This is a genomic window from Streptomyces sp. NPDC002386 (genome assembly GCF_053593175.1).
The window spans coordinates 166,681-179,564 of the sequence record NZ_JBSFBX010000009.1 but is presented as its reverse complement, the minus strand read 5'-3'; the positions used below and the strand labels follow the sequence as shown (position 1 = coordinate 179,564).

The 12,884-nt window shown below is 73.3% G+C and carries 11 protein-coding genes; 3 read left to right on the top strand and 8 right to left on the bottom strand.

What is annotated here, in order from left to right; all coding sequences use genetic code 11:
- The first annotated feature begins 46 nt into the window (after window positions 1-46).
- Entirely contained in the window at window positions 47-445 is a 399-nt protein-coding gene (locus ACWCPN_RS19855) for a winged helix-turn-helix transcriptional regulator (protein WP_199212162.1), read from the top strand.
- Between the two features lie 187 nt (window positions 446-632).
- Here ACWCPN_RS19855 and mutM read toward each other — a convergent pair whose 3' ends face one another.
- From mutM to recG, 8 genes are all read right to left on the bottom strand, one after another.
- The gene (gene mutM, locus ACWCPN_RS19850) at window positions 633-1,490 is read right to left on the bottom strand and encodes a bifunctional DNA-formamidopyrimidine glycosylase/DNA-(apurinic or apyrimidinic site) lyase (protein ID WP_392295145.1); all 858 of its coding nucleotides are present in this window, start codon (window positions 1,488-1,490) and stop codon (window positions 633-635) included.
- Window positions 1,491-1,573: 83 nt separating this feature from the next.
- Window positions 1,574-2,365, bottom strand: coding sequence for a ribonuclease III (gene rnc / locus ACWCPN_RS19845; RefSeq protein WP_451207725.1), 792 nt, complete (start codon window positions 2,363-2,365; stop codon window positions 1,574-1,576).
- An 8-nt stretch (window positions 2,366-2,373) separates the two neighbouring features.
- Window positions 2,374-2,547, bottom strand: coding sequence for a 50S ribosomal protein L32 (gene rpmF, locus ACWCPN_RS19840; RefSeq protein ID WP_003951102.1), 174 nt, complete (start codon window positions 2,545-2,547; stop codon window positions 2,374-2,376).
- 2 nt (window positions 2,548-2,549) lie between these two features.
- Complete coding sequence (locus ACWCPN_RS19835; RefSeq protein ID WP_451207721.1) at window positions 2,550-3,194, bottom strand: YceD family protein; 645 nt, start codon at window positions 3,192-3,194, stop codon at window positions 2,550-2,552.
- Between the two features lie 145 nt (window positions 3,195-3,339).
- Window positions 3,340-4,428, bottom strand: coding sequence for a cell division initiation protein (locus tag ACWCPN_RS19830; protein WP_451207718.1), 1,089 nt, complete (start codon window positions 4,426-4,428; stop codon window positions 3,340-3,342).
- Between the two features lie 57 nt (window positions 4,429-4,485).
- On the bottom strand, window positions 4,486-4,965 hold the full coding sequence (gene coaD, locus ACWCPN_RS19825) for a pantetheine-phosphate adenylyltransferase (RefSeq protein WP_365130122.1): 480 nt from the start codon (window positions 4,963-4,965) through the stop codon (window positions 4,486-4,488).
- A gap of 26 nt (window positions 4,966-4,991) precedes the next feature.
- Window positions 4,992-5,579 (bottom strand): 16S rRNA (guanine(966)-N(2))-methyltransferase RsmD, encoded by a 588-nt coding sequence (rsmD, locus tag ACWCPN_RS19820; RefSeq protein WP_365130114.1) that lies wholly within the window; start codon window positions 5,577-5,579, stop codon window positions 4,992-4,994.
- A gap of 109 nt (window positions 5,580-5,688) precedes the next feature.
- On the bottom strand, window positions 5,689-7,905 hold the full coding sequence (gene recG / locus ACWCPN_RS19815; protein WP_451207714.1) for an ATP-dependent DNA helicase RecG: 2,217 nt from the start codon (window positions 7,903-7,905) through the stop codon (window positions 5,689-5,691).
- 203 nt (window positions 7,906-8,108) lie between these two features.
- On the opposite strand from recG, the gene ACWCPN_RS19810 reads away from it, so the two are divergent.
- Window positions 8,109-9,935, top strand: a complete 1,827-nt coding sequence (locus ACWCPN_RS19810) for an HSP90 family protein (protein ID WP_451207711.1) — start codon at window positions 8,109-8,111, stop codon at window positions 9,933-9,935.
- A complete protein-coding gene (locus ACWCPN_RS19805; protein WP_451207708.1) occupies window positions 9,935-12,883 on the top strand; it encodes a tetratricopeptide repeat protein in 2,949 nt (982 codons plus the stop codon). The genes ACWCPN_RS19810 and ACWCPN_RS19805 overlap by 1 nt, the downstream gene beginning before the upstream one ends.
- Window position 12,884 lies beyond the last annotated feature (1 nt).

Below are 12,884 nucleotides of genomic sequence, written 5' to 3'. Positions count from 1 at the left end.
TTAGTGCAACCTGGTGGTGAGCGCTGCGCTCGCGTACGCTTGTGGTATGAGCACAGACCAGCAGCCCGTCATCGAGGACGACCTCGCGTTCAACGTGTTCGCCAAGTCGTGCCCCTCGCGCGGCACGCTCGAGCACGTCACGGGCCGCTGGGGCGGACTGACGCTCGGCGCGCTCCAGGAGGGCTCGCTGCGCTTCAACGAACTGCGCCGCCGGGTCGACGGCGTGAGCGAGAAGATGCTGTCCCAGACGCTGCACGCGCTGGAGCGCGACGGCCTGGTGCACCGCGAGGCCCAGCCGACCAACCCACCGCGCGTGGACTACGAACTGACCCCGCTCGGCCACCGGGTCGCGGAGCGGCTGCTCGCCCTCATCCACTGCGTGGAGGGCGCGATGGACGACGTACTCGCCTCCCGCGCGGCCTACGACGCCCGGCAGCCGTCCTAGGTCGTGTCCACAAAGTCACGCCTGCGCCGCGACGCCCGGCACGCACTCTCGCCGCACCGGCCGAAAGCCCGAGTACACCCAGTACGAGGGCATCCGGCCGGCACGCCGAGAGCACGCACCGGACGCCGCAACGCCCGCCCTGCGGGCGAACGACGCGGCTTCGCGGACACGACCCAGGGTCCGCCGCCTACTGGCCGCGCGGGGCCCGCTGGCACTTCGGGCAGAAGTAGCTGGACCGGTTCATCCACGGGCGGCGCCGCATGGGCGTGCCGCACCGCTTGCAGGGCAGACCCTCACGGCCGTACGCGTCCAGGGAGCGGTCGAAGTATCCCGACTCGCCGTTGACGTTGACGTAGAGGCTGTCGAAGCTGGTGCCACCGACGGCGAGGGCCGCGTTCATCACGTCCCGGACGTGGCCGAGGAGTTCGGCGGTGCGCGGCCGGGTGAGGCCGGCCGTGGGCCGTTCGTAGTGCAGGCGGGAGCGCCACAGGGCCTCGTCCGCGTAGATGTTGCCGACCCCGCTGATCAGCGACTGGTCCAGCAGGGCCCGTTTGATGGTCGTGCGCTTGCGGCGCAGGGCGAGGTGGAAGGCCTCGTCGTCGAACAGCGGGTCGAGGGGGTCGCGGGCGATGTGCGCGATGACGTCGGGCAGCCCGTCGGGGGTGTTGTCGTGCAGCGAGAGCCCGCCGAAGGTCCGCTGGTCGACGAAGCGCAGCTCGGTGCCGAGGGAGTCGGCGAACCGGACGCGGACACGCAGGTGCTTCTCGTCCGCCGTCTCGTGCGGCTGCACCAGGAGCTGGCCGCTCATGCCGAGGTGGGCGAGGACGGACTGGTTCGTCTCCTCCATCGGCAGCCACAGGTACTTGCCGCGCCGGCTGGGCGTGCCGATGTGGTGGCCCTTGAGCCGGTGCGCGAAGTCGTCGGCCCCCGCGACGTGCCGGCGCACGGCACGCGGGTGCAGTACCTCGACCTCGGCGACCGTGCGGTGGGCGACCCACCGCTCCAGACCGCGCCGGACGACCTCGACCTCGGGCAACTCGGGCATCGTGACCCCCGTACGAACCGTGGGATGAAGGCGAGCGCCCACCCCGGCGTGAACGGCGGGGCGGGCGCTCGGTGTTGCTCTTGTCAGGCGGGCGCGGACGACGTGTCGTCGTCCTGGACGGCCTCCTCGGCCGCCTTGGCGCGCTCGTCCGCGGCGGCCCGGATGGCCCGCCAGGCGGACTCGGCGGCCTGCTGCTCCGCCTCCTTCTTGCTGCGGCCGGTGCCGGTGCCGTACGAGACGCCTCCGACGCGGGCGGCAGCAGTGAAGGTCTTCTCGTGATCCGGGCCGGTCTCCGTGACCAGGTACTCGGGGACACCGAGCCCTTCGGTCGCGGTCAGCTCCTGGAGACTGGTCTTCCAGTCCAGGCCGGCACCGAGATTCGAGGACTTCTCGATCAGCGGGTCGAACAGGCGGTGCACCAGTTCGGAGGCCGCGTCGAGGCCCTGGTCGAGATAGACCGCGCCGATCACCGCTTCAAGGGTGTCGGCGAGGATGGACGCCTTGTCCCGGCCGCCCGTGCCTTCTTCACCCCGGCCGAGCCGGATGAAGGCGCCGAGGTCGAGGCCGCGGCCCACCTCCGCCAGCGCACGCGAGTTGACCACCGCGGCCCGCAACTTGGCCAGCTGGCCCTCGGGCAGGTCGGGGTGGGTGCGGTACAGCGTGTCCGTGACGACGAGGCCGAGGACGGAGTCACCGAGGAACTCCAGCCGCTCGTTCGTCGGCAGACCGCCGTTCTCGTACGCGTAGGAACGGTGGGTCAGCGCACGCACCAGAAGGGCGGACTCGAGCTGGTAGCCGAGCCGCCCTTCCAGAAGCGTGTGGGACGAGGCCTGGTTTTCCGCCGCCTTCTTGGGACTGGACACAGTGCCTCTCACCAGCCCGCTCAGACTTCGAGGACCTGGCGCTTGTTGTAGGTGCCGCAAGACGGGCACGCGATGTGCTGCTGCTTGGGCTCGTGGCAGCGCTCGCACGCAACCAGGGTGGGGACCGCAGCCTTCCACTGCGACCGGCGGTGGCGCGTGTTGCTGCGCGACATCTTCCGCTTCGGAACAGCCACGGCTACTTCTCCTGCTTCTCGTCGACGCCCGCTTCGGCGCCGCTCATCTCGTCCTTCTCGCCGTCCTGCATGGTGCCGGCGAGTCCCTGCAATGCCGCCCAACGAATGTCGACGGCGTCGTGGTGGTGGTCCGGGTCGTCCGCGAGCCGCGCTCCGCATGCGGAGCACAGGCCCGGGCAGTCGTCCTGGCACACCGGCTGCATCGGCAGTGCGAGCACCACCGCATCGCGCAGCAGAGGTTCGAGGTCGAAGAGTCCGTCCTCGAGGTAGAACCTGTCCTCGTCGTCCTCGGCGTCGTCGCCCGGTTCCGCGATCACGCGGCCCCGGTCGTCGGCGTCAGGGTACGAGAACAGCTCCTGGAAGTCCGCTTCGAGCTCAAGCCCGAGCGGCTCCAGACACCTTACGCACTCCCCCTCGGCCTGTGCACGGGCGGTGCCTGTGACGAGCACCCCTTCCATGACCGACTCGAGCCGGAGTTCGAGCTCCACCGGGGCGCCTTCCGGCACTCCGATGACTCCCTGGAGACCGAGGTCCCTGGGGGCGTCGATCGTGCGGGTCAGGCGCTGCTGCGCGCCAGGACGCCGGCCCAGCTCGTGCGTGTCGAACACGAGGGGGTTGCGGTGGTCCAGCCGGGCGTTGGGAGCCATTCCTGCTTTCGATCTTCGAACTCGGAGGGCCGCCGCCCAGAGGTGCCGCGGGCAGCGGTGATCGCGGACGTACACGCGACCGAAGAGCCAGGATACTGGACCTTTCGCTCAGGGCCCAATCCGGTGGTGGCTCCGCGGTCACCGGCTAGAGACCGCGCCCCTGTTCGTACGCCCGCAGCTGCTCCGCGCTGATCATGCCGGTGTCGAACAGACTGGTCTCGTCGAGGGCGTAACCCTGCTGGTCCTGCGGCTGCTGGGACTGCTGGGGGTCGTACGGGGCCTGCTGCGGGTCGTACGCGGCCTGCTGGGGGTCGTAGCCGCCCTGATAGGCGTAGGGGTCGGCCTGCTGGTAGCCGTACTGGTCCTGCTGCGTGTAGTCGGGCTGCTGCGGGAAGCCCCCGTACGGGTCGGGCTGCTGCTGGTAGCCGTAGGCCGGCTGCGGCTCGTACGACGGCTGCGGCGGCTGCGGCGGCTGGACGGGCCGCGGCGGCTGGGCCGGGCGCTCGGCCGGGGTGTCGGCGAGGGCCGCGAGGTCGGCCAGGTAGTCGGCGTCGCTGGAGTGCTGGAAGGTCGTGGTGTCGTCGGCGAGGGCGCCGAGGTCGTCCGTGGCGATCCGGCCGTGCAGCTTCTGCCGGCCGCGGCCGACGGCCTCCAGGGTCTTGGCGAGGACCGCCTCGAAGGCGCCGAGCTTGACGTCGACGTACGCGTCGGCGTTGTGGCGCAGGGTCTCGGGGTCCTGGCTGCGCTCGGGCGCATCCTCGTCCTCGTACCCGTTCTCGTCAAGCCCGGGGCCGGTGCCGAGCAGCTTCTCGCGGCCGCGGCCGACCGAACCGAGGGTCTTGGTGAGGACGACCTCGAAGTTGGCGAGCTTGGAGTCGACGTAGTCGTCGGCCTCGGCGCGGATCTCCTCCGCCTCCGTGCGGGCCTCGGTGAGGATCCGGTCGGCCTCGGCCTGGGAGCGGCGGGCGATCTCGGTGTCGGAGATCAGCGAGCCGCGCTCGGCGTGGGCGTTCTCGATGATCCGCCCGGCCTCGACACGGGCCTGCTCGACCATCTGCTCACGGCCGCCGATCAGCTCCTGGGCCTGCGCGAGCGAGCCGGGCAGCGCCTGGCGCACCTCGTCGAGGAGCGCGAGCAGCTCGGCGCGGTTGACCACGCACGAGGCCGACATCGGCATGGACCGGGCGCCGGTGACCGCGGCGACGATCTCGTCGAGCTTCTTCTGGACGTCCACCTGTGCTCGCCACTCTCTACTGCTGTGTTGGAGACGGACGGGACGACTGTAGTCCCATCAGCCCTTGTGCAGACGCCCGTTCAAGGCCTCGAGAACCGCGGGCGGCACCAGGTGGGAGACGTCGCCGCCCCAGGCCGCGACCTCCTTGACCAGCGAGGAGGAGAGGAAGCTGTAGGTGGGGTTGGTGGGCACGAACAGCGTTTCGACGCCGGTGAGGCCGTTGTTCATCTGGGCCATCTGCAGCTCGTAGTCGAAGTCGCTCACCGCGCGCAGTCCCTTGACGATGGCGGGGATGTCGCGCTGCTTGCAGAAGTCGACCAGGAGGCCGTGGAAGGCCTCGACCCGGACGTTGCCGTACTCGGCGGTGACCTCGCGGATCAGGTCGATCCGCTCCTCGATCTCGAACAGGCCCTTCTTGGACTGGTTGATCATCACCGCCACGTAGACCTCGTCGTACAGACGCGAGGCGCGGGCAATGATGTCGAGGTGTCCGTTGGTGATCGGGTCGAACGACCCGGGACAGACGGCGCGGCGCACTTGTGATCCCTCGCTCTCCGGTCCGGTCATCGTGCGTCTTCGCACGTAGAGGCGGCGCGACCGTACCAAAACGTTCCCTCGCCGTAGCGACGGGACCGGATCGCCTCGAAGCCGTCCGGCCAGTGGAACGGGCCGCCTCTGGTGCTGCGCTCCACGGTGACGAGGGCTTCGTCGGCGAGCCAGCCCTCCGTGCGGAGTGTGAGCAGAATCTCCCGAAGATCGTCGTCCGTGACGGCGTACGGGGGATCCAGGAAGGCCAGCTCGTAGGGGGCGGCGGGGGGCGCCGTCCTGATCACTTGTTCCGCTTTGCCCGCTCTCACCTCGGCGCCGGGCAGGCCCAGGTTCCGCACGTTGTCCCGGACGGTCCGGGCCGCGCGGGCGTCCGCCTCGACCAGGAGGGTGTGGCTCGCGCCCCGGGAGAGCGCCTCCAGGCCCACGGCACCGGATCCGGCGTACAGGTCGAGGACCCGTTCGCCGTCCAGGGGGCCGCCGAGCAGGGACTGCCAGGTGGAGAACAGACCCTCGCGGGCGCGGTCGGACGTGGGGCGGGTTCCGGTGCCGGGTGGTACTGACAGGCGCCGTCCGCCGGCCCGGCCGGCGATCACGCGGGTCATGTGGGGTCCTTCTCCGTGGGCGGTTGTCCGTCTCATTGTCGCCGGTCGCGCCCGCACGGCGGCAACCGCACGCGGAGTACGGCCCGTGACCGCTCCGGGCGGGTCCGTCTCAGCCCTTCTCCAGGTACTGCTCCCTCTCCTCGTCCAGCAGGGCGTGCAGCGCGGTCCGCAGGCCCGGCAGGCCCTCCAGCTCGGGGTCGGCCGCCACCACCGCCGCCGCCTCCTGCCTGGCCTCGGCGATCAGTTCCTCGTCCTCGATGACCGCGAGGACGCGGAGGCTGGTGCGGGCGCCGGACTGGGCCTGGCCGAGGACGTCGCCCTCGCGGCGCTGCTCGAGGTCGATGCGGGAGAGCTCGAAGCCGTCCAGGGTGGAGGCGACGGCGTTCAGGCGCTGGCGGGCGGCACTGGCCTCGGGCATCTCGCTCACCAGCAGGCACAAGCCCGGGGCCGAGCCGCGGCCCACCCGGCCGCGGAGCTGGTGGAGCTGGGAGACGCCGAAGCGGTCCGCGTCCATGATCACCATGGCGGTGGCGTTGGGCACGTTGACGCCGACCTCGATGACCGTGGTGGCGACCAGGACGTCCGCCTCGCCGGCCGCGAAGCGGCGCATGACGGCGTCCTTGTCGTCCGGGTGCATCCGGCCGTGCAGCACCTCCACCCGCAGGCCCTGGAGCGGACCGCGGGCGAGCTGGTCGGCCACGTCGAGCACCGCGAGCGGCGGGCGTTTCTCGGCCTCGTCCTCGGCGGACTTCTTCGCGCCCTTCCCGGGTTCGTCCTCCTCGTCGCCGATCCGCGGGCAGACCACGTAGGCCTGGTGGCCGTTCTCCACCTCCTCGCGGACCCGCTCCCAGGCGCGGGCGAGGAAGTGCGGCTTGTCGGCGGCGGGGACGACGTGGCTGGCGATCGGCGACCGGCCGGCGGGGAGCTGGTCGAGGACGGAGGTCTCCAGGTCGCCGAAGACGGTCATGGCGACCGTGCGCGGGATGGGGGTGGCCGTCATGACCAGCAGGTGCGGGGGCTGCTTGCCCTTGCCGCGCAGGGCGTCGCGCTGCTCGACGCCGAAGCGGTGCTGTTCGTCGACGACCACCAGGCCGAGGTCGTGGAACTGGACCTTGTCCTCGATCAGGGCGTGGGTGCCGATGACCAGGCCGGCCTCGCCGGTGACCAGGTCGAGCAGGGCCTGGCGGCGGGCGGCCGCGCCCATCGAGCCGGTGAGCAGCACCACCTTGGTGGCGTGCTCGGCGCCGCCCAGCATGCCGCCCTCGGCCAGTTCGCCCATCATCTCGGTGACCGAGCGGTGGTGCTGCTGGGCGAGGACCTCGGTGGGCGCGAGCAGCGCGGCCTGGCCGCCCGCGTCGACCACCGCGAGCATGGCGCGCAGCGCGACGAGGGTCTTGCCGGAGCCGACCTCGCCCTGGAGGAGGCGGTGCATCGGGTGCTCGGTGGCGAGGTCGTCGAAGATCTCCTCGGAGACCTTCCGCTGGCCCTCGGTGAGGGTGAAGGGCAACCGGCCGTCGAAGGCCGTCAGGAGGCCGTCGGGCCGGGGTCTGCGGGCCACCGCCGGGAGCTGGGCGTCGGCGTGGCGGCGGCGGGCGAGGGCGACCTGGAGGACGAAGGCCTCGTCCCACTTCAGGCGGGCCCGGGCGTCGGCGATGTCGGCCTGGGTCTGCGGACGGTGGATCTTGAGCAGGGCCTCGGGAAGGGTGACGAGGCCGCGGCCCTCCTGGAGGGAGGGCGGCAGCGGGTCGACGGCCTCCCCGGCGCTGGGCAGCACCGTCTGGACCGCCTTGCCGATCTTCCAGGACTCCAGTTTCGCGGTGGCCGGATAGATCGGGATCAGGGCGCCGGCCCAGGTCTCGACGGTCTCCTCGCTGTCGCCGCGCAGCAGTTCGTAGGCCGGGTGGGCGAGCTGGAGGCGGCGGTTGAAGACGGAGACCTTGCCGGAGAACATCGCGCGGGTGCCCGGCAGCAGGTCCTTGTGGGGCTTGTGCACGCCGTTGCCGAAGAAGACCAGCTGGATCCTGCCGCTGCCGTCGGTGATCGTGACCTCGAGGCGCTGCCCCTTGCCGCGCGGGGCCCGGGACGAGGCGAAGGTGTGCAGGCGGGCGTCGGCGACCTGGGCGACCACCGTGACGTGCTCGTCCATCGGGAGCTCGGCGAGGGGGGTGAGCCGGCCGCGCTCCTCGTATCTGCGCGGGTAGTGGTGCAGGAGGTCGCCGACCGAGGTCAGGCCGAGGTGCTCGGCCATCACCTTCGCGGTGGCGGGGCCGAGCACTGACTTCAGTGACTGCTTCAGTGGTTCTTCCAGTGCGGGCACGCGATCCATTGCACACCACCACACTGACAAAGCCGTAGCGGCCGGCCGGCGGCGTCGTGCGCACCAGCCGCGCGGGGTTCGCGAAACCGCTGGTCAGGTGGCCCGTTCCGGCTCTAGGATGGCGCGCTCCGGCCATCCCCCGCGGTCACCGCCCCACCCGGGACCGCCCGACCCCGCGCCGAACGCACGCTCCCCCCGCCGGCGCTGCGACGATGGACTCCCAGACCTCACAGTCATCCCAGGCATCCCAGTCACCCCACACGTTCCAGGTCGACCTGCGCGGTCTGGTGGACCTGCTCTCCCATCACCTCTACTCCAGTCCCAAGGTCTATCTGCGCGAACTGCTGCAGAACGCGGTGGACGCCGTCACGGCACGGCGGGCCGAGGATCCCGGCGCTCCGGCGCGGGTGCGGCTGTACGCGGCGGACGGGACGCTGCGGGTGGAGGACACCGGCGTCGGGCTCACCGAGCCGGACGTGCACAGCCTGCTGGCGACCATCGGCCGCAGCTCGAAGCGGGCGGAGGGCGTGCAGGAGGCCCGGTCCGACTTCCTCGGGCAGTTCGGCATCGGCCTGCTGGCCTGTTTCGTGGTCGCCGAGCGGATCCGGGTGGTCAGCCGCAGCGCCCGTACGCCCGGGGCGCCGCCGGTGGAGTGGACGGCCCGTGACGACGGCTCGTACTCGGTGCGCACGCTGCCGGACGCGGAGCGTCCCGAGCCGGGTACCACCGTGCACCTGGTGGCGCGGGCCGGTGCCGCGGAGTGGCTGTCGCCCGAGCGGGTCCGCGCCCTGGCCCGGGACTTCGGTTCGCTGCTGCCGTACGACGTCCGGGTGGACGGGGAGGCGGTCACCGACCTGCCGGCGCCCTGGGACCGCCCGTACCCCTCTCCGGCCGCCCGGAGGGTGGCGCTGGCCCGGCACTGCCACGAGCTGTTCGGGTTCACCCCGCTGGACTCGATCGGCCTGGACGTGCCGGTCGCCGGGATCCGCGGGGTGGCGTACGTGCTGCCGTCGGCGGTCAGCCCGGCGCAACGGGCCACGCACCGCGTGCACCTGAAGGGCATGCTGCTCACCGAGCGGGCCGAACAGCTCCTGCCGGACTGGGCGTTCTTCGTGCGCTGTGTGCTGGACACCGACAGCCTGCGGCCCACGGCCTCGCGCGAGGCGCTGTACGAGGACGAGACGCTGGCGGCCGTGCGGGAGGCCCTGGGCGAGCGGATCAGGTCCTGGCTGACCGGACTGGCGGCCGGCGACCCGGAGCGGCTGGCGGCGTTCCTCGCCGTGCACCACCTGGGCGTGAAGTCCCTGGCCCGGCACGACGCGGAGATGCTCCGCACGATGCTGCCGTGGCTGCCGTTCGAGACCTCCGACGGCCGGCTCTCCCTGGAGGAGTTCGCACAGCGGCACCCGGTGGTGCACTTCACGCGGACGGTCGAGGAGTACCGGCAGGTCGCGCCGATCGCCTCCGCGCAGGGCGTCGGGGTGGTCAACGGCGGTTACACCTACGACAGCGAACTGGTGGAGGCGCTGCCCTCGGTGCGGCCGGGCACGGTGGTCGCCGAACTGGACGCGGACACGGTGACCGCCCATCTGGACGCGGTGGATCCGGCGGAGGAGCTGGCGCTGTCCGGCTTCCTGGCGGCCGCGCGGGCGAAGCTCGACCCGCTGGGCTGTGACGTCGTCCTGCGCGCGTTCCACCCGCTGTCGGTGCCCGCGCTGCACCTGGACGACCGGGCCGCCCGGCACGAACAGGCCCGGGCCGAGGCCGAGGAGCGGGCCGACGACCTGTGGGCGGGCATCCTGGGCTCGCTGCGCGGCGGCGCACCGCGCGCGCGGCTGGTGCTCAACCACCTCAACCCGCTGATCCGGCGGATCGCGGCGCTGCGCGACCCGGAGCTGATCGGCACCGCCACCGAGTCCCTGTACGGGCAGGCGCTGCTGATGGCACAGCGCCCGCTCAGGCCGGCGGACTCGGCGCTGCTCAACCGGGCGTTCATCGGTCTGCTGGAGTGGGCCACACACGGGGAGAACGGTCACTGATGGGCGAGATCACGGACTTCGACGCACTGCGCCGGGCGATGGCGGAGAACTCCGGCCTGCCGGAGGGACCGGCCCGCAACGCGCGCGCGGAGCAGTTGCTCGCCGAGGCCGAGCGGCTGGACGTCCCGCTCGCCGTGATCGAGGCGCTCGGGCACCAGCTGAAGGTCTACAACTACAGCTCCGAGAAGGACAAGATGTTCGTCCCGTTCGCGCGGCTGCTGCGCATGTGGGACGAACGGCCCGAGGACTTCGACGAGTACGAGACGCACTCGCTGCACTGGGTCTTCAAGTGGATGTCGGCGGGCATGCTGGACCAGCCGCACGTCCCGCTGGCCTCGGTCGAGAAGTGGCTCGCCGAGATGGAGCACCGCTACCGGCTCGCCGGGCACTCCGAACGAGCCGTGCGCGCCGCCGAGTTCAGCGTGGCCGCGCACATCGGCGACCTCGGCCGGGCCGGGCGGGCGTACGCGGCCTGGCTGGCCGCGGACCGGGACCGGATGGCCGACTGCCACGCCTGCGAGCTGCACGGCCAGGGCACCTGGCAGGTCGAGTGCGGCGAGGACGCGGAGGCGCTGCGGCTGTGGCGGCCGGTTCTGGAGGGCGAGTACAGCTGCGCCCACGAGCCGCACACCGTGCTGGCCTCCTCGCTGGCGCCGCTGCTGCGGCTGGGCCGGACCGAGGAGGCCCGTGCCCACCATCTGCGCGGGTTCCGACTGGTGCGCCCCATGGAGAGCATGCGCGGCGCCTACGCCGACCACGTGGAGTTCTGCGCCCTGACCGGGAACGAGGCGCGCGGTCTGGAACTGCTGGCCGAGCGGCCTGCGTACTTCACGGACACCGGGCATCCGCGCAGCCGGCTGGACTTCCTGGCCGTGGTGGCGCTGCTGATGGACCGGCTGACCGTCCTCGGTCTGGGCGGGCAGCGGGTGCCGGGACCGGCCGGCCGGTCCCCGACCGCGGCGGAACTGGCCGCCCACGCGCGTGCGGAGGCGCTGGAGTTGGCGGCGCGGTTCGACGCGCGCAACGGCACCTCGTACGTCGGCGACCGCGTCCGCGCGCGGATGGCCCAGGAGCCGCTGGCGGAGCGGCTGCCGCTCGGGGTGCGCACCGTGCGCGCCCGGCCGGCGGCGGTGGTCGCGCCGGCCGCGCCCGAGGCGCCCGAGGCGGCCGCCGCTTCCGGCGAGTCGGGCCTGGCGGCCCTGCTGGCCGAGGCGCGCCGGCTGTCGGACACGCTGCGGCCGCACGCGCCGGAGGCGTGGGCCGCGGTCGCGCGGGCCGCCGAGGGGACCGGGCTGGACCCGCGCGACCGGGCGGAGATCGCCGACCACGAGGCGATGGAACGCGGCCCCGAGGGCGCCCCCCTGTTCGAGCGGGCCGCCGCGCTGTACGCGGAGGCGGGCGACCTCGGCGAGGCGCTGGCGGCACGCGCGCGCGGTGCGTACGCGCGGGCGCTGGCGGGCGAGACGGACGCCGCGGTGACGGCGGTCGCCGCGCTCCGCGACGAGGTGCTCGCGCTGTACGCCGCGGAGGGCACCGGAGTACGGCAGACGGCGGCGGTGCTGATGAGCCGGGCGCGGATCCTCGTGCGGCGGCTGCACGAGCGCGCGGGCGACGGCGGCACGGGTGACGGCGCGGAGGCGGCGCTCGCGGAGGCCGGACAGGCCGTGCGGGAGGTGCGGGCGCTCGTCGACGGGCGCGCGGACGGCGACGTACGGCTGGCCGCCCGGGCCGCCGAGGCGAGCGGGATGCTCGCCGGGCTGGCCGCGCTCACCGGGGACGCGGAGCGGGCCGCCGAGGGCTACGCGCTGGCCGCCGCCGAGTACGTGGCGGCCGGTCTGCCCTGGTTCGCGCTGGAGTACGAGGTCGAGGCGGCCGGGCTGGCCCACGGGCTCGGCGACGCGGCCGGGACCGAGCGGGCGCTGCGGTCGGCGCTGGAGCACGGCGGCCCCTACGTGGAGCCGGCCGGAAGGGCCCAGCTCCATCTCCAGCTCGCCGAGGTGATCGGCGGCCGGGGCGGGACCGGGGAGGCCGCGGAGCACGCGCTGGAGGCCGCGCACTGGGCCGACGAGGCGGGCGAGAGCGGCACGCTGGGCGCGTGGGCGCGCCACCAGCTCGGCGGCTTCCTGCTGCGTGAGGGGCGGTGCGCGGAGGCCGCCGAGGTGCTGGAGTCGGCGCTGCCCGACCTGACCGCCGAGACGCACGGCGAAGGGGCCGTCGTCCAGGCGCTGTGGTGGCTCGGGGACTGCCTGAGCGAGCTGGGCGAGCACCGGGAGGCGGCGGAACGGCGGCTGCGGGCCGCCGGGATCGCCCGGCACTGGCCCGAGCAGCAGGACCACGCCACGCTCGCGCATCTCGCCGCGGAGTCGCTGGGCGACGCGGGGCTGCTCGAGGACGCGGACCGCGCCTACGCGCGCGCGGGCGAGCTGTGGCGCGGGCTCGGCAACCCGTACTTCCTGGTGCGCTCGGTGCGCGCCCGTGCCTGGCTGGCGCTGCGCGGCGAGGGGCCGGCGGACGGGGCGCGGGCGCTGATGGCGGAGGCGGTGCGCGAGTGCGAGCGGGCCCTGGCGGCGGCGGAGCCGGCGGTCCGGGACCGGCTCACCGCGGAACTGGCGAACACGCACCGTCAGTTCGGTGATCTGCTGGCCCGGTCGGCCGGGGGCTCCGAGGACGGGGAGCAGGACGCCGAGGAGGCCTTCGAGGCGGCGCTGGCCCGGATGGACCGCGCGGCCGAGCTGTTCGGCGCGCTCGGCGCGGAGGGGCTGCACGGCCGCACCGGTGCCGAGCTCGCCGCCGGCCGGCTGGAGGCGGGCCTCGGCCGTCCGGCGGAGGCGGCGGCACGCGCGCGCGGTGTCCTCGCGGCGTACGAGGGCGCCGGTACGCCGGACGACACGGCCCGCTCCCGCCGGGCCGAGGCCGAGGAGCTGCTGGGCGCCCTGCCGGACCACTGAG

Bases quoted from the DNA above. Each gene is read 5' to 3' on its own strand.
- ACWCPN_RS19855 (WP_199212162.1), top strand. From the start codon at position 47: ATGAGCACAGACCAGCAGCCCGTCATCGAGGACGACCTCGCGTTCAAC.
- mutM (WP_392295145.1), bottom strand. From the start codon at position 1,490: ATGCCCGAGTTGCCCGAGGTCGAGGTCGTCCGGCGCGGTCTGGAGCGG.
- ACWCPN_RS19835 (WP_451207721.1), bottom strand. From the start codon at position 3,194: ATGGCTCCCAACGCCCGGCTGGACCACCGCAACCCCCTCGTGTTCGAC.
- rsmD (WP_365130114.1), bottom strand. From the start codon at position 5,579: ATGACCCGCGTGATCGCCGGCCGGGCCGGCGGACGGCGCCTGTCAGTA.
- recG (WP_451207714.1), bottom strand. From the start codon at position 7,905: ATGGATCGCGTGCCCGCACTGGAAGAACCACTGAAGCAGTCACTGAAG.
- ACWCPN_RS19810 (WP_451207711.1), top strand. From the start codon at position 8,109: ATGGACTCCCAGACCTCACAGTCATCCCAGGCATCCCAGTCACCCCAC.
- ACWCPN_RS19805 (WP_451207708.1), top strand. From the start codon at position 9,935: ATGGGCGAGATCACGGACTTCGACGCACTGCGCCGGGCGATGGCGGAG.